Source organism: Paenibacillus sp. FSL R5-0473, assembly GCF_038004565.1.
In the GTDB taxonomy this organism is placed as follows: domain Bacteria; phylum Bacillota; class Bacilli; order Paenibacillales; family Paenibacillaceae; genus Paenibacillus; species Paenibacillus amylolyticus.
The window spans coordinates 3,542,999-3,564,843 of the sequence record NZ_JBBORL010000001.1 but is presented as its reverse complement, the minus strand read 5'-3'; the positions used below and the strand labels follow the sequence as shown (position 1 = coordinate 3,564,843).

General features: G+C 45.7%; 18 protein-coding genes. 15 read left to right on the top strand and 3 right to left on the bottom strand.

The features are described 5' to 3' along the window. The first annotated feature begins 169 nt into the window (after nucleotides 1-169). A complete protein-coding gene (locus MKY28_RS15450; RefSeq protein WP_036670197.1) occupies nucleotides 170-397 on the top strand; it encodes a hypothetical protein in 228 nt (75 codons plus the stop codon). Between the two features lie 117 nt (nucleotides 398-514). On the opposite strand, the gene MKY28_RS15445 is transcribed toward MKY28_RS15450, so the two are convergent. Further along, nucleotides 515-1,630, bottom strand: coding sequence for an FAD-dependent monooxygenase (locus tag MKY28_RS15445; protein WP_340936330.1), 1,116 nt, complete (start codon nucleotides 1,628-1,630; stop codon nucleotides 515-517). 271 nt (nucleotides 1,631-1,901) lie between these two features. Here MKY28_RS15445 and MKY28_RS15440 point away from each other — a divergent pair, with 271 nt between their 5' ends. After that, complete coding sequence (locus tag MKY28_RS15440; RefSeq protein ID WP_091032120.1) at nucleotides 1,902-2,384, top strand: MarR family winged helix-turn-helix transcriptional regulator; 483 nt, start codon at nucleotides 1,902-1,904, stop codon at nucleotides 2,382-2,384. Between the two features lie 98 nt (nucleotides 2,385-2,482). Here the strand turns inward: MKY28_RS15440 and MKY28_RS15435 are convergent, their stop codons facing one another. Beyond that, nucleotides 2,483-2,782, bottom strand: coding sequence for a hypothetical protein (locus MKY28_RS15435; RefSeq protein ID WP_047842412.1), 300 nt, complete (start codon nucleotides 2,780-2,782; stop codon nucleotides 2,483-2,485). Between the two features lie 214 nt (nucleotides 2,783-2,996). On the opposite strand from MKY28_RS15435, the gene MKY28_RS15430 reads away from it, so the two are divergent. From MKY28_RS15430 to MKY28_RS15410, 5 genes are all read left to right on the top strand, one after another. Beyond that, complete coding sequence (locus MKY28_RS15430) at nucleotides 2,997-5,021, top strand: Na+/H+ antiporter (protein WP_340936328.1); 2,025 nt, start codon at nucleotides 2,997-2,999, stop codon at nucleotides 5,019-5,021. A gap of 109 nt (nucleotides 5,022-5,130) precedes the next feature. Next, complete coding sequence (locus MKY28_RS15425; RefSeq protein WP_340936327.1) at nucleotides 5,131-6,069, top strand: aldo/keto reductase; 939 nt, start codon at nucleotides 5,131-5,133, stop codon at nucleotides 6,067-6,069. 66 nt (nucleotides 6,070-6,135) lie between these two features. After that, the gene (locus MKY28_RS15420; protein ID WP_051449686.1) at nucleotides 6,136-6,924 is read left to right on the top strand and encodes a polysaccharide deacetylase family protein; all 789 of its coding nucleotides are present in this window, start codon (nucleotides 6,136-6,138) and stop codon (nucleotides 6,922-6,924) included. Between the two features lie 214 nt (nucleotides 6,925-7,138). Beyond that, a complete protein-coding gene (locus MKY28_RS15415; protein ID WP_026081155.1) occupies nucleotides 7,139-7,345 on the top strand; it encodes a YwbE family protein in 207 nt (68 codons plus the stop codon). Nucleotides 7,346-7,365: 20 nt separating this feature from the next. Continuing rightward, nucleotides 7,366-7,947 carry a DUF4269 domain-containing protein gene (locus MKY28_RS15410; RefSeq protein ID WP_340936326.1) on the top strand — a complete coding sequence of 194 codons (582 nt, stop codon included), beginning with the start codon at nucleotides 7,366-7,368 and terminating at the stop codon, nucleotides 7,945-7,947. A gap of 219 nt (nucleotides 7,948-8,166) precedes the next feature. Here the strand turns inward: MKY28_RS15410 and MKY28_RS15405 are convergent, their stop codons facing one another. Then, a complete protein-coding gene (locus tag MKY28_RS15405) occupies nucleotides 8,167-9,609 on the bottom strand; it encodes a hypothetical protein (protein ID WP_340936325.1) in 1,443 nt (480 codons plus the stop codon). A 399-nt stretch (nucleotides 9,610-10,008) separates the two neighbouring features. On the opposite strand from MKY28_RS15405, the gene MKY28_RS15400 reads away from it, so the two are divergent. The 8 genes from MKY28_RS15400 to MKY28_RS15365 all read left to right on the top strand — a co-directional run bounded on the left by MKY28_RS15400 (nucleotide 10,009) and on the right by MKY28_RS15365 (nucleotide 21,789). Continuing rightward, entirely contained in the window at nucleotides 10,009-11,808 is a 1,800-nt protein-coding gene (locus MKY28_RS15400) for a sensor histidine kinase (protein WP_340936324.1), read from the top strand. Then, nucleotides 11,801-13,396 (top strand): response regulator transcription factor, encoded by a 1,596-nt coding sequence (locus MKY28_RS15395; protein ID WP_340936323.1) that lies wholly within the window; start codon nucleotides 11,801-11,803, stop codon nucleotides 13,394-13,396. Before MKY28_RS15400 ends, MKY28_RS15395 begins: the two co-directional genes overlap by 8 nt. A 180-nt stretch (nucleotides 13,397-13,576) precedes the next feature. Then, entirely contained in the window at nucleotides 13,577-14,563 is a 987-nt protein-coding gene (locus MKY28_RS15390; protein WP_036670214.1) for an ABC transporter permease, read from the top strand. Nucleotides 14,564-14,580: 17 nt separating this feature from the next. Then, nucleotides 14,581-15,489, top strand: a complete 909-nt coding sequence (locus tag MKY28_RS15385; RefSeq protein ID WP_017689303.1) for a carbohydrate ABC transporter permease — start codon at nucleotides 14,581-14,583, stop codon at nucleotides 15,487-15,489. A 133-nt stretch (nucleotides 15,490-15,622) separates the two neighbouring features. Continuing rightward, complete coding sequence (locus MKY28_RS15380; protein ID WP_340019971.1) at nucleotides 15,623-17,152, top strand: ABC transporter substrate-binding protein; 1,530 nt, start codon at nucleotides 15,623-15,625, stop codon at nucleotides 17,150-17,152. A gap of 181 nt (nucleotides 17,153-17,333) precedes the next feature. Next, nucleotides 17,334-18,032, top strand: coding sequence for a hypothetical protein (locus tag MKY28_RS15375; protein ID WP_340936322.1), 699 nt, complete (start codon nucleotides 17,334-17,336; stop codon nucleotides 18,030-18,032). A 300-nt stretch (nucleotides 18,033-18,332) separates the two neighbouring features. Then, nucleotides 18,333-20,087, top strand: coding sequence for a sensor histidine kinase (locus MKY28_RS15370; protein WP_036609555.1), 1,755 nt, complete (start codon nucleotides 18,333-18,335; stop codon nucleotides 20,085-20,087). A 73-nt stretch (nucleotides 20,088-20,160) separates the two neighbouring features. After that, nucleotides 20,161-21,789, top strand: coding sequence for a response regulator (locus tag MKY28_RS15365; RefSeq protein WP_076208977.1), 1,629 nt, complete (start codon nucleotides 20,161-20,163; stop codon nucleotides 21,787-21,789). The last annotated feature ends 56 nt before the right edge of the window (nucleotides 21,790-21,845 follow it).

The following is a 21,845-nucleotide window of genomic DNA, read 5'->3' as shown; positions in this document are numbered from 1 at the left end:
ATCCTGATCAGGGATGCCACCTTTTTTACTTTTGCAACAGGGGGAGTTCATGTCGTCGTGTCAGGTGATTTTGCCCTTATTCCACAAGCGAAACTTCCAATCGGGTTCACATCTTGAATCATTAAGGTTAGAATGATATAGAGAAATCGTTTTCAAAGGAGGTGGATTCATGTCATTTGTCTTTTACCCGGGGATGGTTATATTCATTCTGATGTTGATCCTGCTGATTATTGGTATTGTATATATCGTTCATAAAAGCAAACAAGTATTGCGCCGCTTAAGCAATCTGGAGAAAGCAGTATATGAAAAAGATAACATCTCATCCTATCCGAAGGACGTTGATACTGTACAAGAAGCACCCAGAGAAGACACGTTTGCTCCACGCAAACGAAAATGAAGAAGGATACGGAATTACATAAAAAAGATAAACCAACAAACCAAACAGCCGATTCTTCTCTATGAGGAAGTGATCGGCTGTTTGGGTATATAGGCATTTTATCTGTATTAACTGGGTTTAGAGAAAGGATTCATACCGCTGTTGGAAAGAGGATTCCATCTCCACTTGTCGTGCAAGTTGCTGCTGTACCTTTGCACCGCGAATCGTCTGAAGTTCCTGAAGTTGTGCAGTGGAACTGAATTGATCTGCAGCCATTTGGACAAGTAATTGGGAGAGCACATCCGCATCTTCGAGCGCCGCATTAAGTCCAAACGCACCGGTTGGTGTCATGGTATGAGCGGCATCACCGATGAGTACAACATTGTCCTGTGCCCACGACGGGCAATAGCTGCTTTCGACAGATAACAGAACAAAATCACTCCAGCTCTGAATGTTGGCAGCTACAGAATCAGACAGGCAAGGAAAAGCAGATACAAGTTTATCTACAAAAGGAGCAATCGGCTGCTCTCGCAGCTTGGAGTAAGCTCCTTCGGGAATGTTCCATCCAATCTGAACATAACCGCCGAACTGTGAGAACAGTGCGAGCTGTTGACCATCCATGCTGGCCATTCGAACAGCGGGTTCCCAACCTACGGGTGCCGGAATGCGTGCCCAGAGCAGATCATACCCATGCTTACGAATCTCCGGGGTCATACCGGAATGTTTGCGTACAGCAGAGTATCTGCCATCAGCACCCACAATTACAGATGCTTCAATGGAGGCAGGAACACCCTTCTGCCGAATGTTAATACCCACGACCTGGCCGTTCTTGTCTCGTAACAAACCGGTCATAATCGTATTGAATAGTACTTGTTCGTTCGAATTGTGCTGCTGAGCATGCGACACGATGGCTTCCAGGAGATGATCTTGGGGTACATGAATACCAACATGAGATTCTCCATTGCCCGGTGATACCGTATGAATAATCTGCCCATTTTCCCAATACTGAATCTGTTCCAAGAGCAGCGCTCCTCGTTCCTGAATGAGGGAATAGAGGGCGTGTTTATTCAAAATGGCTTCGCCATCCACATTAAGCAACTCCCCGCGAAACGACTTGTGCAGGTGGGGCTGCCGCTCAATGAGCATCGTGGAGATTCCTTTTTGATTCAGTAAATAAGAAAGCAAAGCACCGCCAGGTCCAGCGCCCACGATGCAAACATCCGTTTTGAGTTGTGATTGTGTATACTGATTCATGTGCATAAGTCCCTTGCATTATAATGGTGACGCTTTATTTACTTTATAACAACAGATTTATTAAAATCATTAAGTAACTAAAAGTAACTTTAAAGATATAGGTTATTATAAACAAACCCGTTGCCATAATGCAATAGGCGAAACCCAAAATAAAACAAGAGTCTTGCAGTCAACGATAAGGTGTCGGATACAAGCGCATTTTTCACAAACATCATAGTGTAAATATGTTACAATACAAGGTAGGTTATGATGAAAGGCAGGAGGAACGTTTATGAGCCCGGATACGGAGCGAAACTCTCAATTGGCAAATGTAGATCAATTGTTGGAGGCCTTCTTCAGATATAAAAATAAAGTATTGGATCAGCAGCAGAAGACCGAAACCAACTGTAAACTGAATCCGACAAAAAGTCATATATTGGGCATGATTTTACGTGAAAAAAAATGTATGGCGGTTGATGTGGCCAGACAACTCAGTTTGTCTTCCGGCGCAACGACCATTGTACTGAATCAACTGGAGACGGAAGGGTTGATCCAGCGGGTGCGCAGTGAAGAAGACCGGAGAATTGTGTGGCTGTCCTTAACGGATGAAGGCGCGCAGCTTGCCAAGACACTTAATGCGAATCGCGGCCGAATGACGTGGGAATTGTTGCAAGCACTTTCCGAAGAGGAGCAACAGCAGATGTTTGGCATGCTGAAGAAAATTGAACTGAAACTGCTGGAGAACATGAAGTCGTTTGAGCAGATCCACCGGTAGTCCATAATATGACTTGATTTCTTGAAGACGTCAGTCCTCATGAGTTCGTCCCTAATTGCGGGGGGATGAACCTTGAAGACTGGCGTTTTTGAGTTGGTTTACAAATGAAAGCGAACCACATGATCTGTCATGCCTTCTTGGATCAAAATTTCTTTTTGCTTGCTGCCCATCAGGTCAAAGTGGGGAAAGGGCTGCCGCCGATGAATGTATCGCGGGTCCAGACCATGATCGTTGCACCAACGTTCGAGACGTTCCAGATCTGCACAGCCAACTTTGGTGACACTGGTGATACCGGGGAATCGGTTGTCAATCCAGAAATGAGTGAGGTACGCAATCTCACCCCGAGCCACTTGTTCCTTCCACGCAGCAAGCTCTTGTCGTTTAATTCCAAATGCCATAGATGCAAGTTCCTTTCCAAACGGGTATTGTCCTGAGCATATTGTAACATCTTATATACAGAATCCATCAGAAATCTTTCATTAAGACTAGTCTGAGGCGAGTTGATTGGGTATATGAATATGACAACATTTTTATAATAAAGTCTGGATTATGTTAAAATAAACCTATACAACAAAGGTTTCACCACTTCTATAGCGGAAAGGGATTGTCATCATGGAAATATTTATTGCCGTACTTGTGTTACTGGTACTGATTGGTTTATCCAATATTTTAAACCGGTTTGTACCCTTTATTCCCATTCCGCTCATTCAAATCGTGCTTGGTGTAGCTATAGCTTTGCTTCCCGCAGGTGTTCACCTGCCATTGAATCCGGAATTGTTCTTTGTACTGTTCATCGCACCTTTGTTATACAACGATGGTAAGCGAACGCCAAGGAATGAATTATGGAATCTGCGTGCACCGATACTTCTGCTTGCACTAGGGCTTGTATTCGTGACGGTGGTCGTGGCGGGATATGCCATTCACTGGCTGATTCCTTCGATTCCGTTACCTGCTGCTTTTGCTCTTGCAGCCATACTGTCCCCGACAGATGCTGTGGCCGTTGGCGCCATGGCGGGCCGGGTACATTTGCCCAAAGGCATACATAGGCTTCTTGAAGGTGAAGCATTAATGAATGATGCATCTGGCCTCGTGGCCTTCAAATTCGCAATTGCAGCCACAGTTACAGGTGTATTTTCCCTGGCGAATGCAACCTTCAGTTTTATTCTGATTGCGATTGGCGGACTTCTTGTCGGGGCATTGTTATCTTTTCTGTTAATCAGGCTAGGGGTATGGATCCGTAGATTGGGCATGGAAGATGTGACCATTCACATGTTGCTGCAAATCCTGACGCCATTTATCATCTATCTGGTGAGTGAAGAAATTGGGGTATCAGGTATTCTTGCGGTAGTGGCAGGCGGTATTATCCACGCCATTGAGCGTGACCGCGCTGAATCGGTTCAGTTGAAAATGCAGGTGGTATCTGCGAGCACATGGTCAGTCATTTTATTTATATTAAATGGTCTGGTGTTTGTTATTTTGGGTGTACAGGTACCGGATGTGTTGAGTACCATCTTTGAAAATGTTTCGTTTAATAATCTGCAGGTGTTGGAATATGTGGGCTTGATCTCGGTGCTACTGCTGGTTCTGCGTTTTCTCTGGATCTATCTGTTCTGGCAAGGGAATGAATTGTTGCGTACCAAATCCTCTATTGGCAGGCCCAGATTCAAGGATATTACGATCATTTCCCTCTCTGGAGTGCGGGGGGCTGTAACATTGGCGGGTGCGTTCTCCATTCCTTATGTGCTTCAGGATGGATCACCTTTCCCTGAACGGGATCTGATTATTTTCCTCGCGGCAGGAGTTATCCTCTTCTCCCTGATTGCGGCGAGCGTGTTTCTTCCAGTTCTGGCCAAGGACGATGGGAAATCTACAGAAGAAACACCGCAGAAGTCAGAACGAAAAGCACATGACATTATGCTGAATGCGGCAATACGAGCTGTCAAATCCGAAATGAACGATGAGAACAAAGCTGCGGCACTCGCGGTTGTCTCCGACTTGTCCAAGTACATCAGACAGGCCGCAGGTCAGCTTACCGCCGATAAACGCAAAGATATTCAGAAACAAGAAACGGCTATTAACCTGATTGCCACCCGGGCGGAGCGTAAAGAAGTGGAAGTAATGTTAGACGAAAATGCAATTGCTTCTGATGCGGCCTTCAAATGTGACAGCTGGCTGGATCGCAAGGAAATGATGCTGGCGAATCGTGCAAACACTCAGTTCATGACCTCGATCAGCGAGATCGGGCGTGTGTTAGGACATCTCTTCACCAACCGGTCCCAGAAGCCGAATCAACCATTTATGCTTGAAAATGCAGAACTGTTCCGTCAGGTGAAGTTGCGCACCTCTGAAGCGGCAATTAAGGCTATTCGTGCCCATATGAACGATGGGAATCGAGTTGTCGCACTGTCGGTCATTGCCAAGTATGAGCGTGTAATTGCCAAATTGCGTACCTGGAACCAAGGTAAAACGGAAGATCCATTTAATCAGGAGAAATTGGAGTTGCAGATGGTGGCGATTCAGGAACAGCGTAATACAGTGCAACAACTGTATGAAAACGGTGAAATCACCCGTGATGTGGCTGCGAAACTGCGCCGGTTTATTAACGACGTGGAAGCAACTGCGCTGAAAAACACCTAATCCGATAAATCCGATATTTTAAATATGCTAAATGGTTTGATATAATATGGGACAAGAAAGACGTTACAACTAAATTATACTTATTCGATCAGTGAAGGAGAGATGAGACATGGCAGAACAACAAATTCGGTTGGGCAAGACGGATCTGATCGTGAATCCCATTGGACTGGGTGCGAATGCAGTAGGCGGACATAATATCTATCCGGACATGCTGAATGATGAGACGGGTAAGGAAGTAGTTCGTACAGCTTTAAAACAAGGCATTAACTTTGTGGATACGGCATACATCTATGGACCGGAGCATTCCGAACGACTGATTGGTGAAGTACTGAAGGAAACTGGTCAGCGGCAGAATACCATCATTGCAACCAAGGCAGCTCATAAATTTGTGGATGGCAAGATTGTCATAGATAACTCACCTGCTTTTCTGAAAATAGCCGTGGATGAGGCGTTGAAACGTCTGCAAACCGATTACATTGATCTGTTCTACATCCACTTTCCGGATGAAAATACGCCTAAGGATGAAGCGGTAGATACGTTAAAACAATTAAAAGACGCTGGCAAAATTCGTGCCATTGGCGTATCTAATTTCTCCATTGATCAGTTGCGTGAAGCCAACAAGGACGGGCATGTAGACGTACTGCAATCTGAATATAATCTGTTCAAAAGAGATGCGGAGAAAGAGCTGTTGCCGTATACGGCTGAGCATAACATTTCTTTTGTTCCTTACTTCCCTCTGGCAGCGGGACTGCTGGGCGGGAAATATAATCGTGATACAACCTTTCAGGATGGACGGGCAAAGAACCCGCTGTTTACAGGTGAAGCTTTCATTGAAAATCTCGATAAAGTTGAGCAATTGCGCAGCATAGCACAATCCAAGGATGTTGAGGTCGCTCATCTGGTTCTGGCCTGGTACCTGACTCAGCCTTCTATTGATGCATTGATTCCGGGTGCCAAGCGACCAGAGCAGGTCATTAACAATCTGCAAACATTAAATGTGGAATTAACTGCTGAGGAAATTGCAGTCGTGGATCAGATCTTTCGTTAATGAGTTCGGGTGAATCGGGAAATGCTAACAGGGAGTTTACGTATGAAGACAAAGTGAGGACACCACATGAACCTGAAGGCAGCCCGAGTCATCGGAATGTTCACGCTAATTATTTTGCTGGGTAGCAGTTCTGCCTATGCGAAGCCTGTACAGAAGAACCGTCAGTATTATGAGGAACGAGGAGAAATCGTGTGGGAGGTTCCCACGCAGGATAAACTCATCGCCCTTACCTTTGATGATGGACCAGATCCGATTCAGACTCCGCAGATCCTGGCTTTGTTACAGCAGTATCATGCTAAAGGAACTTTTTTTGTACTTGGCAAATGGGCAGATAAATTTCCTAAACTGATTAAGCAGGAACAGCTCGAAGGGCATGAAATCGCCAACCATACGTATGCGCACACGTATGCAGTTCGATCAACACGTGCGGACAAGTACATGAAGGATATGAACGAAGCAGAAAGTTCCATTATTAAAGCTGGCGCGGAACGTCCCCTGTTATTCAGACCACCGGGCGGCTATTACAATGACATGGTCATCCAGGCTGCCAAACAAAAAGGGTATACCATTGTACTCTGGTCTTGGCATCAGGATACACGGGACTGGGCTTCTCCAGGTGTATCGGCTATCGTTAACAAAGTGTTGAAGAACGCACGTAATGGGGATATTGTACTTTTTCACGATAAGGTGGAAGGCAAGTCGCATACGGTAGCAGCACTCAAAACGATCCTGCCGAAGTTACAGCAGCAGGGGTACCAATTCGTTACGGTGTCTGAGCTACTTGCTGTAAAGGCACGCGAAGCCGCGAAGGATGGAACTTCGCCCTCGTCTATTTTGAAGCATGTGCAGCCCTGAACATGGTAATCCAATTAGAAACCGTAGGTCTCAGATGAAGAGACCTGCGGTTTCTTTATCTTGGTCTTCATATCAACCATGGAACCAGCCTTAGGAGGTTATTGCCGTGTCCCTTTTGTTTTGAAACCAAAACGTCTACAATAGATGGAGCTTTGTGTTTAAGGGTTATATAGTATACAAGATATGAATTACGACATAGAGGAGAGCGAACATAATGAATGGACAACAACGCGTAAATATTAAGCCAGGTCTGGAAGTGGACATTGTGCTGAAGCAGGATCAAGCTACAGGTAAGCTGACACGTGGCATTGTGAAGGATCTGTTAACCAAATCACCTACGCATCCACACGGAATCAAAGTACGACTAACGAGTGGTCAAGTGGGACGTGTGAAACAGGTCATTACAGGAGGCTCGAACTAACTGTGGTCCAAGGCGGGGAGATGAGTACTACCGCAGAAGTAATGGCACATCTGGCATCGGGTAATACACGTCAGCAGGACGCCTATCATGTGTTACAGAGCAGTGGATTACTTGATATATTAGCTGACTATCACCCATATCCAGCAGGAACGGTACCAATTGATATTGATATTCCGGGCAGTGATCTGGATCTGCTGTGTTATGTAGAGGATCTGGACGTGTTTGAAGCCGAGATACGCAGTCGAATTGGAGCCGTTGCTGAGTTTCAATGTGTACGTGGTGGGGAACTTCCAGACCAACGTCCTTATGTGACTTGTAATTTGCAAGTGGGACATTGGCCTGTGGAGATTTTTGCCCAATCCGTGCCAGTTTACAGGCAGAATGCATACCTACATATGATCGTTGAGTGGAGATTGTTACAACTGTGGGGAGACGCGGGACACCGTGAGATCCGCAGACTGAAACAGGCAGGTTGGAAGACGGAGCCTGCATTTGCTTCTGTACTTGGATTACAGGGAGATCCATATGTGGACATGCTGTATCTGGCCGAGATGAAACGTGAAGATCTCTGGAACTGGGCGCGTTCGCGCACGTCTTTTTAAAATGTCTATTTGAGATGAACTAATCATTTACACGATAACGGAGAGGACAGAAAGAACCTGAAAAAGCGAAGCGGTCGCCTAAAAGCTTTCTGAAAGAAAGCTGCATCGGAAGCATACGCTACCGGATTTCCCCTTGAGAAAGGGGATCAAAAAAATCTGGGAATAACAGCGATTGGAAGGTGCTTCTGTCATCGTAGTGTCAGTGTAAATAACCTTTGGTCAGATCAGAAAGATGGCTACAATTGTTGTTACCGTGAGTCCCAGCAGTACAGGCTTCAGGTTGCGTCTTGCAAGTTCAAAAGGATTGACTCCGCAGATTGCAGCAGCAGGAATCAATGCCCATGGAATCAAGGTTCCACCACCTACCCATATAGCTGCAACCTGACCTAATGCTGTCAGTACAGGTGCGGAATCTGCCGAACCTGCAAACATGGACGCAATCGAGCCAACCAGGGATATCCCCGAGAACCCCGAACCATCCATTCCGGTCACTGCTCCGGTCACCGTCATTGTAATTGCGCCCACCGTATCATTTAATGGCACCAGTCCAGCAAGCGCGACCCCGAGATCATTCACAATCCCGTGTGAACCTTCAGGAAGAGGGTTGATGAACAACTCCGTAATCGCAGCATCTCCCAGATAAAAAAATGCGGCTATGGGAATAACCGGTCCAAACACCTTGAAACCAAACTGAAATCCTTCTATTAAATAATTGGTCGTTTCCTCTGGTCCCGCATGTCGGTGTGCGGCAAGGGTAACGGCGATCAGTATAACCACAGCGGTTCCGCCAATCAGAGCTGTTGCATCGCCGCCTTGCAATTTCAATACAAACATCAGAATCACATCAACTGCAAATAACAGAGGGATAAGCAGAGCGAACGCCTTTTGCACACGGGCTGACATGGCTTGACGTTCAACAGGCTGATCAGTGGGTAGGGAGGTGGACACAGCCTCTGATGAAGAAGAAGGTTCCGTGCTCACGGTACCTGATGTAACGTTTGGGGAATGAACAGGTGAACCTGATTTCATCTCTTTGCGCAGCATCCAGAAGGCTGTAAGTGTAGATACGGTGCCCATGACAATGACCAAAGGAATGCTGGCCGTCATGACGGAAGTAACCGGTATACCCGCCGCATCGGCTGTAAGTTTGGGAGCCCCCTGAATAATGTAATCTCCCGACAGTGCAATCCCATGTCCGAACAGGTTCATGGCAATAGCAGCTCCAATCGGAGGAAGACCTACACGCACGGCTACAGGAAGCAGTACTGCACCAACGAGTGCTACGGCCGGGGATGGCCAGAAAAATAGCGATACTACCATCATAATCAATCCGATACCCCAATACGCGACCTGAGGAGAACGGATAAACCGGGTGACAGGTGTTACCATGACCTCATTAATGCCGGTTCTGATTAGAACACGGCTCATCGCCACAATAATCGAGATGATAAAGATCGTACTCAGCAATTCTTTTGTTGCATAGATAAAACTGCTGAAGATCCCGGCAACTGACCCGCTTAAGGTTTCGGTTGCCAGAAGTCCAATGGTCATAATACCTGCGACACAGATGATGGTAGTATCCCTGCGCCGGATCATTACCGCAATAATCAAGACGATAAATGCCAGATAGACATAGTGTAACGCAGTGAGTTGAATATTCATCGAACAGGCCTCCCTACATCCTGGTGACTAACCCGAGGAGTGATATATCGTATGCATGTCAAGATCGGGCGTTCGTGGAGTCCGGGGCTTGCCGCAGCATTTATTTTTAGGGAGAAGCTTCTGAGTAATAATGAAGGATTTTTTTTACAACTGGAGAATTTATTACTACATGAAGCTTGTTACTCTTGAAATTGGAGCGGATGGAAGTCACCAGAATTGATATGTGAAGGTCACGGGACCCCATAGACAGTGGCAAGCAGGGGTGATTACAATAAACATGCCATCATAAGGAAGAAAATAGAAAAAAACTATGTTGAAATAAAGTGTGTGTTCAATAAGTCTGGTTTCAGTACAGCGGACTTTTTGAACTACCTCTAAAAGGGCGGGAATCCATAATCCATGAGCTTTATCCGTTCACTTCGTTTTAAATTTATAGTGGGTCTTACATTGATCATGCTGCCATTATTCATGCTGCTTTATTACAACAACGTCTACGCCATGAAAGTTGTACGTGACAAAGTATCCCTCACCAATATGAATCATCTCGCCAAGAGTGTGGAGCAGAATGAACGTGTGTTACAGGAGACGAATCGGTATTTATATAGTCTGGGCGAGCGGGACCCGGATATTATCTCTCTGTTTTTTCTGAAATACGGCAGCGGCGATTATATCATTGCAAAGCAACGGATTATGAACAAATTCATGACAGATATCGGTTTTTATAATCTAATCGATTCTTTTTTTCTATATGATGCCGTGAATGATGATCTGCTGCTCGCCACTTCAGGCAATTATGATGTCAAAAAGTCGGTTGTGCAGGAGAGTATGCCAGTCCAGATGCAGCAATTGGAAGGGGATATCCAGAAGCCGGAATGGAGCATCGTGCGTGGCGGGACGTGGAATGCGCTGGTGAAAACGGTGCGAATCAACCAGCAGTTCTATGCAGGTGCACTTGTTGATATGAATGCACTGAATCATACACAACAATTCACTGAATCCGGAGATCGGGGAGGTGCAGTCATTGTTGGAACAGACGGTGGGGCACTCTCGGATTCCACATTGAATACTGCACAGATTCAGCTGGCTGCAGCGCATCTTCCCGGCCTGAAGAATCCGTATCAGGTGATCTCTGAAGTTGTGAACAAGGGAGAGGCACGTCAATATTTGATGTTGGGTATTGCCTCGGCCATGTCCGAGATGAATTATATCGTGCTGCTGCCTGAGGAAGACATGATGCGTAACCTCCCGTTTTTCCAGCAGATCATTCGTCTGCTTCCTATTGGTGCGGCAGTAATTCTGGTTACTGCACTGATCTTTTTGCGGCATCTGTTATTCCGCCCGATGAATGCGTTAATCCGAGGCATGAGAAGGGTGAGCCGTGGAGATCTCGATGTGAAGCTGGACCCGCCATCTTCTTCGGAGCTTGAATTTATGACACGAAGTTTCAATCAAATGACCAGTGAGATCAGGCATCTGAAGATTGATGTGTATGAGGAACAACTCCGGACGCGGGAGGCAGAGTTCAAACAACTGCAGATGCAGATCAATCCTCACTTTTACCTGAATTCACTCAATATTATTCATAGTCTGGCTTCCTTGCAAAAACATGAGTTGGTGCAGCAGATGGCTGGTCATCTGGCCGATTATTTTCGATTCAGTCTGCGTGCAGGCAAACGTGTTATTCGTCTGGATGAAGAGCTCGAGCACATTCGTCATTACTTAGAAATTCAAAAGCTGAGGTTTCCTAGCAGATTCGATTTTGAACTGGATGTTGAGCCGAATCTGGGACATTATGTGATTCCGCCATTAACCATTCAGCCTTTTGTGGAGAATGCCATTATTCATGGATTTCAGCGCCGGACACAAGCCTTTGTCATTCGGATCGTGGCGCGCCTCGGTGAGAAGTCGTCCGGTCAGGTCGATGGGACGGTGCTTCAACTGATGATTGTGGACAATGGTGTCGGATTTGAAGAGGAATTGTTGGGGCGTCTACAGCATGGACAATACGCTGAAGACCCGAGTGGACAGCATATCGGTATATGGAACGTGGCCCATCGGCTTTTAGTGAAGTATGGTGATCAAGCCAGTTTGCAGTTTGGCAATGAGGTGGATCATGGCGCCAAAGTCATCATTGATTTACCCGCTCAGACCGAAGAGGAAGAAGGGGGAGCCTATGCGGAACCTGTTGATCGTGGATGATGAAGTGTATGCATTACAAGCAATGGTGGAAGGAGTCGATTGGCAAGCAGCAGGCATTGACCAGGTATACAGTGCTGGTGATGCCGAAGAGGCAAGAAAGATTTTAAAGGCTAATGCTATTGATATCATGATCTGTGATATCGAGATGCCTGGTGAAACAGGGCTTGACCTGCAAAGTTGGGTGTTAAAACATGATCCAGGTATAATGACCATTTTCCTGACAGGGCATGCTTTATTCGATTATGCTCAGACAGCCATTAAGCTAAACAGTTTTGATTATGTGTTGAAGCCGGCTCCAGCGGATCAATTGATTAAGGTAGTAACCCAGGCGGTGGAGAAGATCAAGGATGGGGAGCAGCGTACCCGTACCAACGAAGTTTATGAGACCGTATACAAACGCTGGAAAACCCATAAACCGCTGCTGACGGAACGCTTCTGGAAAGATGCCATCTCTCAGCGTATCACGTTAACCGAACAACGGTTGCAAGAGCTCGCAGAACTATATGGTGCCGAGATAGATCCGCAGGCTCGTGTGTTACCCATTGTGATCTCAGTAGAGGAATGGGTGCGTGATTTTGATTTGCGCGACGAAGAGGTATTGGAATATGCCCTTCGTAATGCAGCCAAAGAGATGCTGCTTAGCGACAAGCCCGGTGAGGTGTTTCAGGATCAAAGTGGATTAAATATTGTGCTTGCTTATGAGCAAGATGGCATCATTCCGAGTGCGAGCGAAGTGGCACAACGTTGTCAGGGATATATTCAGGAATGTGGTACGTATTTCTATTGTCGGTTGTCCTGTTATGTTGGTGCCCCGGTTGCTGTGACTGAGCTGCAAGGCATGTTAAATGAACTGATGGATATGGAGCGGCGCAATATTAAGGAGCTTGAAGAAGTTTTTGTCTATGATGAGCGGGGAAGAGATCAGGAAGATCGCTTTTTGCCTATTCCATGGTTTTCGGAATTATCTATTCTTTTTGAGACAGGTAAAGTAGGGGATTTGCGAGAACGTGTGGATGAGATTTTTGAGTTGCTTGCTGCCCAAGAGGGTTTATCTCCTGAAATGCTGCATCTCTACTATCATGCCATGCTGCATGTGGTCTATCCGCTGCTTCATCAGAAAAACGTGTCCATACGCAGTCTGTATCCGGGTGAACGGGAGCCGGAGGAGAGTATGGTGACAAGGTCGTTGCCGCAGTTGAAGCAGTGGACGGCTGATCTGATTGATCGTGTTATCCCGGTGTTGTACCCGGACGATCATAGCCCTATGACCATTGTAGATCAGTTGTGCGTTTATATTGAAACTCATATTGGTGAAGAACTTATGCGAGAGGAACTTGCAGCTTTTGCCGGATTCAATCCCGCTTATCTATCACGTCTGTTTCGGAAAGAGAAGGGGATGTCCCTATCTGAGTTTATCCTGCAGGGCAGAGTAGCCAAAGCGAAGACATTGTTGTCCCAGTCCACCGTCAAAGTGACGGATATCGCTGGCAAGGTGGGGTACTACAATTACTCGCATTTCACCAAAATGTTCAAAAAGTGCACGGGTATAACGCCACAGGAGTTTCGAAAACAGTCACGTACCGTATAGTTCAGGGCGCAGCATGCTGCGTCTTTTGTTTTTTCTGGATCTAAAGTCATAATTTGATAAGTCAACAGGTCACCACAGCAGATAGAGGTCTTACTCGCCCCGCCGTATACTTGAACCACAGGAGCCGCAACGGAGCTTCATCCTGAGGAAGAATTCAAGAGGAGTGAGGGAGAACAAGTTATGAAGACACAACCCCAGGCGGGTAAGGGAGTACGGATATCGGAAATACCGGGAGAAACAGTCCGAAAGCGCAAGTCTGTGTGGCACAATCTTGGCAAATTCAAGGTGCTGTATCTCATGTTCTTGCCAGGTGTCCTGTTTCTACTGGTGAACAACTATATGCCGATGTTCGGCGTTCTGATCGCATTCAAAAATGTAAACTATGCTGATGGTATTTGGGGTAGCCCATGGAGTGGATGGGACAATTTTAAATATTTGTTCTCAACCAGTGATGCATGGGAAATTACCCGAAATACACTCGCGTATAACACGGTGTTCATTGCACTGAATCTCTTAGTAGGTGTCGGGCTTGCTATTCTGCTCAATGAAGTGAAGAACAAGGCAATGTCCAAGTTATATCAATCACTTATGTTATTACCGTATTTCCTGTCCATGATTGTGGTCAGTTATCTGGTACTGGCTTTCCTGGGCAAGGATTCAGGCTTCATGAACTCAACGGTTCTGCAGATGTTCGGCGGTCAGCCGATCGACTGGTATTCAGAGCCGAAGTATTGGCCGTATATTTTGCCACTGGTGAACACATGGAAAAATATTGGATATTATGCCGTCATTTATCTGGCAGCTGTCGTGGGTATCGATGAAGAATATTATGAAGCAGCTGTGCTCGATGGCGCAACCAAATGGCATCAGATACGCTTCATCACCATTCCGTTTCTCGTCCCATTAATCGTCATTATGACGTTATTGCAAATTGGCCGTATATTCTATGCAGACTTCAGTCTGTTCTATCAGGTTCCATTGGAATCGGGAGCGCTGTTCCCTGTAACGAATGTACTGGATACCTACGTATATCGTACGTTCCTTATCGGTGGAGATATCGGGATGTCATCAGCAGCTGGTCTATACCAAGCAATCGTTGGATTTGTGCTGGTTCTTGTATCCAATACCATCGTAAGGCGAATAGATAAAGATAATGCATTATTTTGAGAGGAGGCAAGTCAGCTGTGAAATCACGTGATCCACTAGCCGTATCGAAGCGTTCCGCATCCGTTATTCATGCGATGTTTCTATTCTATGCCATTGCCTGTATCGTGCCGATCCTGCTTGTCTTCGCCATCTCATTTTCGGACGAGACAACAGTAATTGCCAATGGATATAAGCTTATTCCAGAGAAATTCAGCCTGACGGCTTATGAGTTTCTGTTCAGAGATATGGATCAGATCATTCACTCGTATGGTATATCCTTTATCGTTACCGTTGTAGGTACCATTACAAGTGTTGCGCTGACCGCATTGTATGCGTATCCGCTCTCACGGAGAGATCTGCCTTACCGTGGCTGGTTCGCCTTTTTCATCTTCTTCACAATGTTGTTCAACGGGGGTCTGGTACCTTGGTACCTGGTCTATGTCAACGTATTGGATCTGAAAAACTCCCTACTGGCACTCATTATGCCGCTACTGCTATCCCCATTCTTTGTACTGGTCATGCGTACATTCTTCGCGAACTCCATTCCGGTGTCTATTCTGGAATCGGCTCGGATTGATGGTGCGGGAGAATTGAGAACGTTTGCACGTATCGTGCTTCCGCTCTCTCTTCCCGTAATGGCAACCGTCGCGTTGTTCAGTACATTGAATTACTGGAATGACTGGTACCTTAGTATGATTTTTATATCAGATAACCGGACGATCAGCCTTCAGTACCTTATGTACCGGACGCTGCTCGATATTCAATATTTAACAACCAACTCCAACGTCTCTTCACAGATTTCGTCGCAGGGTGGATTGCTGAATCTGCCTAACAAAACTCTGCAAATGGCGATGGCTGTGGTCGGTATTGGTCCAATTGTACTGGCATATCCGTTCTTCCAGCGTTATTTCATCAAAGGTCTTACGGTTGGCGCTGTGAAGGGATAACTCTGAACCGGTTAGCGGAGTGGGCAAGGTAAATGAAGATGGACTGAAAGGGCATATACAGAAGTAGTTATCGGTTTATTTGTGAATTGGGGAATTCGGTTGTATGGTTCAACACATGACAGGAGGGGTTCAATTGGTTAGATCATTAAAGGTATGGTCACGCATGATGGCAACGGTTATGGCGCTGAGCCTGGTGCTGGCAGCTTGCTCATCAGACAAGGGTGGAACAACAACACCTAGCGCAGAAGGCGGAGGAGCAAGTGAAGGTGGGGGCAAACCCTATGAAGTGACACTGTTCTACCCAGGGACACCACAGAAGGATGTCGCTCTGGTGGAAGCCGAGATTAACAAAAAGATGGAACCAAAGATCGGAGCCACGCTTAAGATCAATGCAATTGACTGGGGACAGTGGGATAACAAGCTGAATCTCATGATTTCCTCAGGTGAAAAATCAGACATTATCTTCACAGCAGCATGGCAGAACTACACGGTGAATGTAGCTAAAGGCGCATTCTTGCCCTTAAATGATCTGCTTGATGCACATGGTCAGGATATTAAGAAAAACCTGGACCCTGCCTTTCTGGAAGGTTCCCAGGTAGACGGCGTGAATTACGGCGTTCCTACGAATAAGGAACTTGCTGCCACACGTGGTGTGTTGGTACGTAAAGATCTGGCTGACAAGTATAAGCTGGACCTGACAGCTGTAAAGACATGGGCTGATCTGGAGCCACTTCTCAAAACAATCAAGGAAAACGAGCCAGCCATCACACCATTCTATATGTCCAATACCAATGGTAATGGGCTGTTAGAGAATCTGGATTGGGATTATCTCGGTGATGCTTCCGTACCTGGAGTTATCTCCAAAACAGCAGGCGGAACAACGGTGCTGAATGAAGTGGAGACCCCAGAATTCAAAGAAGCGGCTGAACTCGCTCGCAAGTGGTATCAAGCGGGATATATCAACAGTGATGCTGCTACGTCCAATGTGTTCCCGAAAGACCAGGCGAAGGCTGGAAAAGCGTTTCTCTGGACAGATGGCATGAAGCCAGGCAAGGATAAAGAAGAAGAAGGGTATGTGGGTTTCCCACTCACTCAGATTGAAATGACACAGCCGACAATCACGACGGGTGATGCATCTGGAGCGATGCTCGCGATCTCCCGTTCTTCAGAGCAACCGGAGAAAGCGATGCAGGTCATTAACCTGCTGCATTCCGACAAGGAAATTAACAACTTGTTAAACTTCGGAATTGAAGGTACACATTATGTGAAAAAAGACGGACAGGATAATATCATTGCTCTCCCTGATGGCGTAGATGCCAACAGTCGTACCTACAATCCAGGTGCACAATGGCAACTGGGTAACCAATTCCTGAACTTCCTCTGGGATAATGAAGATCCACAGAAATGGGAGAAGTTCAAAGAGTTTAACGCCAAAGGTGTGAAGTCGCCAGCACTGGGCTTTACGTTCAACAGCCAATCTGTCAAAAATGAAATTGCGGCTGTCAACAACGTGAACAAACAGTTCAAGCCGGGTATGACATCGGGCGCAGTTGATCCAAATGAGATGATTCCGAAATATCTGGAGAAATTGAAAGCAGCAGGAATCGATAAAATTATTGCAGCCAAACAGGAACAACTCGATGCATTCTTGTCTAAGCAATAAATGATCGTTAGCCATGACAGAGAGACCTGTGTTATTACAAGCTCTTGTCAGCGGTGAAAATGGAGGACGTTTTCGGTGAACAACCGAAGACGTTCTTTTTATTGTTGTTTTTTGATTTGGATTGTTAATCATAAATAGGAAAAATATGATATAATAAGGTGGTTGATTAGGGGGTGTTCGTGTGTCGAGAACCAGACTTGTGTTCTCAGGGGCTTTATTGCTATTTGCTATCATCTTTACATGTAACCATCATCTTGGTTTTTCTGTTGGAGATACCATGCTGTCAGCAATAGGTATATCACCGTATACTACATCTTACTTGAGTGGAGTTCATATCACACTTTTCCTCGGATTGGGGATATTCGCGTGTGGATTCTACCTTACTCGCAAAGAGATTGGAAAATCATTCCCCGGTCTTGCAAAGGGGTTATGGATCGTAGTTATCGCTATCGTTCTCAGTTATTCGTACATGACAGATAAATTCATGTATGTAGCCAAGTGGGGAGCTTCAGGCATTAATGCGGTATCCTATGTACAGAATGCAAGCTCTTGTACCTTTAACGTGCTGAAAACGGGTGAGACCCGAGCAACCTGTGATCTGACACTCAAAAATTACGGCAGAGATTCCGTATCCGCCGTGTTATTGCCTGATCTCGCACGCAGTTATAAGTTTAAGGACGATCCCCTATTGGAAGCCTTGCAGTCTGTCCAATTAAGGCCCGTACATGTTGAGATTGAACGCCATGGAACGTTTACAGGCAAGTTGGAGTTTTACGGGAAAGCGGAATCCCCTCTGTTCGTCAATGGGAAACTTATGGATATTGTGCTGGATGTAGGCGTGGATGGAGCGAATACGGTATTTGATTATGATATTCCATAGTTGATATTTTCATAGAAAAAAAGAATAATTACATAAACAGAAGTGGAATAAAGTTTGAGTTGAATAGAACGATTAAAGATATATACTGAAATTAGATAGAGAGCTGGCTAATCGCTGGCTCTTTTTGTGCGTGGAAGTTGCATTTAGTGCAGAAATATTGGTTTTATCTCCTTCCCCCTTGAATTGGTAACGCTTACGCTAGATAATGAATCGGTTTGTCTCAAAAAAAATAGTTTGTCTTTAGCGCTTACATCATTACAATTAATGTCACGACAAATTAAGACAAGGTGAGATGAAAAGATGTCATATCGGACAAACCTGTTTTCCAAAATGGTCATTCTTATTCTGATTATGCTGATTCCTGTAGTGCTTTTGTACTGGTACTCCAATCATAAAACAACAGCTGTTCTCAGAGATGAGTTGAATCGATCGAATAGTAACCAGCTTGAATTTTTCCAAAATCAAGTGAACACACACATCGAACTGTTATCCTCTTGGCCGAATCTGCTCATACATGATCCTGATATTGGCAGCTTCCGGCGAATCTATGCGGACAGTAACTACTTTGATCTGGATGCGATCAACCTGGTCAAACGTATTCAGAATAAGCTGAGTATTCAGGAAAGCTCATCCAATTGGGCCACGAAATTATATCTGTATTCTCCTTCGCTGGGCAGGGTGGTTTCCGAAAGGGACGCACGTTCTTACGATAAAGAAGCGCTAAGGGAAAATATCATTTCCGGCTGGGATGTACGCAAAATTCAGGATGGGGAAGATGATCGGTTCATGTTTAGCTGGATTACGGTATCTCCATACGGTATTAAAGACCCGGCTAATAATGCAGAAACGATTATTAAACTGGAGTTTGATAGTGACAACATCCGGGATATGCTCGACAAATTCAAAGACGATGGCAGGCATGACCCCTTCTATTTCCGTGAAGAATCGGGTGTTATCTATAACCGGACTTCAGATCGTTCATTAACGAATCAGTTGATGGAAGAACTGTCCATCCATAAACTTCAGGACGTTGATAATCGTACAGTAGTGATCGGGAACGAGCCATATATGGTCAACACTGTGAAATCCAGTACAACAGGCTGGTATTTGGTGGACTATATGCCGCTATCAGATATTCTGAAGCCCATTCATCAATCCAATATGCTGTTCTATTCTTCCATGATTTGTTTGTTGTTAATGAGTTTTGGTGTGGCGTATTTGTTCTATGTACAGGTGCAGGTACCAGTGAAACAACTCATTCGAGGGTTCCAGCGGTTGAAGCAGGAGGATTATTCCGTGAGGATTAAGCCAAAGGGCCGCAATGAATTCAGTTTCCTGTCCGAACGTTTCAACTTGATGGTGGAGCAGATCCAGCAGTTATTTGAACACGTTTACCTGGAACAGATTCATGTACGTGAAGCTCGGTTGAAGCAGCTGCAATCGCAGATTAACCCGCACTTTTTCTATAATTGTTTCTCCTTCATTACGAGTATGGCGAAACTCAAGCGTATGGACGCTGTTGTAGCGATGTCGCATAATCTATCGCGCTATTATCGGTATACGACAAGACAGGAGCGGGACGTGGTACCGTTGACAGAAGAGATTGAATTTGTCAGCTGTTATCTGGAGATCCAACGGATGCGTATGGACCGCATTCATTACAAGATTGATCTGTCTGATGAGATGTTAAGACAGGAGGTACCGCCACTCATCGTGCAACCCCTAGTGGAGAATGCGGTAATTCACGGTATCGAAGCGGACGCGGAGGCTGGAGAAATAAGAGTATCCGGGGAAAAACAGGGCGGTGTCATGGTTCTTGTGGTTGAAGATGATGGGCAAGGCATGACACAGGAGGCACGTGAGGCGCTTCTGAATAAGCTCAGGGGAACGATGGATCAGGAGATGGGCTGTGGCCTGTGGAATGTGAATCAGAGACTCCAGCTTCGATATGGGGAGCAGGCAGGACTGGATGTAACGGAATCGGAACTTGGTGGATTACGCGTTACGCTGTCATGGCCTGCCGAACAGGAGTTTCTTCTGGAGAATGAAGGATAAGCACTTGGAATGTGTAGCGCAAGATGAACGATGGAATCCATTTGCAGAATGAACGAAATAGGGAGTGAATCATTTGATTGATATATTACTGGTAGATGATGAGACATACGTAACAGAAAGTCTGGAACTTACGATCCCCTGGGGAGAGCTTGGAGTAACGACCGTGCTGCGTGCCGCATCCGGTAAGGAAGCGTTGGAGATTATGGAGGAAAATGCAGTAGATATCGTGGTTACCGATATTCGCATGCCTGGCATGTCAGGACTGGATCTCATTGCAGAGGTAAGCAAGCGCTGGTCTCATATCCGCTGTATTTTACTAACGGGTCACAGTGATTTTGATTATGCTAAAAAAGCCATTCAATTGCAGGCAGCGGACTATATCCTGAAACCCGTAAACGATGATGAGTTTATGGGGTCGGTGTCGGCAGCCATTACGTCTCTTCGCGATGAGTGGGATGAATTCGATAAATATCACCGGCTTTTATACAGTCGGAAGTCTGACTATAAAATTTTACGAGAAAATCTCATGCATGATCTGCTGCTGGGGCGTGAGATCACGGCGCGGGCACTTCGGGAACAACTGCAACAATATGAGATTCATATCGATCCAGAACAATCGGCTGTGATGATGCTGATTCGCCTTACAGGACGTTTCTCATCAATGGACCAGCAGTCTCTGGATCTGATGGATTTTGCGGTAGGTAATATTGCAGAGGAAGTACTTGGAGAGCAATTTAACGTGTGGTTTGGTCGCGGACCCCATGAGTGTCTGGTTATGTTCTTGCAGAATCAAGATCAGATCGAAGCTCCGCAGATGGACTTGGAGACGTTGAGAATCTCAGCTGAAACTTTCCGTGAGCATGTCATTCGATATTTACAGGGAGATCTGTCCATGGTAGTTACACCGTCATTTCCCTTTAATGAGTTGACTGCAGCTTATCGAAAAAGTCTGGGTTCGCTTGTCCTTTCAGGACCGGAAGAACACAAAATTATATATATGGACATGGATCAGGCACTCAGCAAAAGACCGGAGAATGATGCAACGCAGGCGCTCGAAGAGCTGTACAAACCGCCTGTACTTCCGCAATTGCTTGAGACCAAGCAATGGGAAGCGGCAGCCCGTAAGCTGAACACGGTCTTTGACGCGGCAGAACAGGTACGATTGTCCAGAGAACATGTGTATGAGATGTATCTGTCGGTAACTAATGCATTTATGTATATCGCCCATAAACAGGGGCATCTGGTGCATGAGATTGATCATGCGGGATTCGATCTGCTCCTTGCTCATCAGTTGATTCAATCCCCCGAGAAGCTGCGGCGTTGGGCTACCGAGATGCTGGCGAAGCTTCAGGAAGAGTTGTCCGATCAGGAAGGTGTGCAGAGCCGCAGGCATGTAATCAAGCAGGTTCAGGAGCTGGTGACAAGAGATACAGGACAGGATCTGTCGGTGAAGATGATTGCGGACAAGGTATATTTACACCCTGTATATCTATCGAAAATTTACAAGGCAGAGACTGGGGAAGGTCTTGGGGACTACATGATTCGTATGCGCATGGAACGTGCTCTATATCTGCTTAAGAATAGCAACAAAAAAATATACGAGATTACGAGTGAACTTGGCTATCAAAATCCGCAATATTTCAGCAAAATGTTCAAAAAACATTATGGTATGACACCAAATGAATTTCGGGATCAGGCATAATTTCAACAACATTCCAGAATATAGGTTGGCAAAGGTGCAGAAATCTTGATTTCGTA

What these genes read in the sequence shown, in the direction of transcription:
- MKY28_RS15450 (WP_036670197.1), top strand. Translation starts at nt 170, where the DNA reads ATGTCATTTGTCTTTTACCCGGGGATGGTTATATTCATTCTGATGTTG.
- MKY28_RS15445 (WP_340936330.1), bottom strand. Translation starts at nt 1,630, where the DNA reads ATGAATCAGTATACACAATCACAACTCAAAACGGATGTTTGCATCGTG.
- MKY28_RS15440 (WP_091032120.1), top strand. Translation starts at nt 1,902, where the DNA reads ATGAGCCCGGATACGGAGCGAAACTCTCAATTGGCAAATGTAGATCAA.
- MKY28_RS15435 (WP_047842412.1), bottom strand. Translation starts at nt 2,782, where the DNA reads ATGGCATTTGGAATTAAACGACAAGAGCTTGCTGCGTGGAAGGAACAA.
- MKY28_RS15430 (WP_340936328.1), top strand. Translation starts at nt 2,997, where the DNA reads ATGGAAATATTTATTGCCGTACTTGTGTTACTGGTACTGATTGGTTTA.
- MKY28_RS15425 (WP_340936327.1), top strand. Translation starts at nt 5,131, where the DNA reads ATGGCAGAACAACAAATTCGGTTGGGCAAGACGGATCTGATCGTGAAT.
- MKY28_RS15420 (WP_051449686.1), top strand. Translation starts at nt 6,136, where the DNA reads ATGAACCTGAAGGCAGCCCGAGTCATCGGAATGTTCACGCTAATTATT.
- MKY28_RS15415 (WP_026081155.1), top strand. Translation starts at nt 7,139, where the DNA reads ATGAATGGACAACAACGCGTAAATATTAAGCCAGGTCTGGAAGTGGAC.
- MKY28_RS15410 (WP_340936326.1), top strand. Translation starts at nt 7,366, where the DNA reads ATGAGTACTACCGCAGAAGTAATGGCACATCTGGCATCGGGTAATACA.
- MKY28_RS15405 (WP_340936325.1), bottom strand. Translation starts at nt 9,609, where the DNA reads ATGAATATTCAACTCACTGCGTTACACTATGTCTATCTGGCATTTATC.
- MKY28_RS15400 (WP_340936324.1), top strand. Translation starts at nt 10,009, where the DNA reads ATGAGCTTTATCCGTTCACTTCGTTTTAAATTTATAGTGGGTCTTACA.
- MKY28_RS15390 (WP_036670214.1), top strand. Translation starts at nt 13,577, where the DNA reads ATGAAGACACAACCCCAGGCGGGTAAGGGAGTACGGATATCGGAAATA.
- MKY28_RS15370 (WP_036609555.1), top strand. Translation starts at nt 18,333, where the DNA reads ATGTCATATCGGACAAACCTGTTTTCCAAAATGGTCATTCTTATTCTG.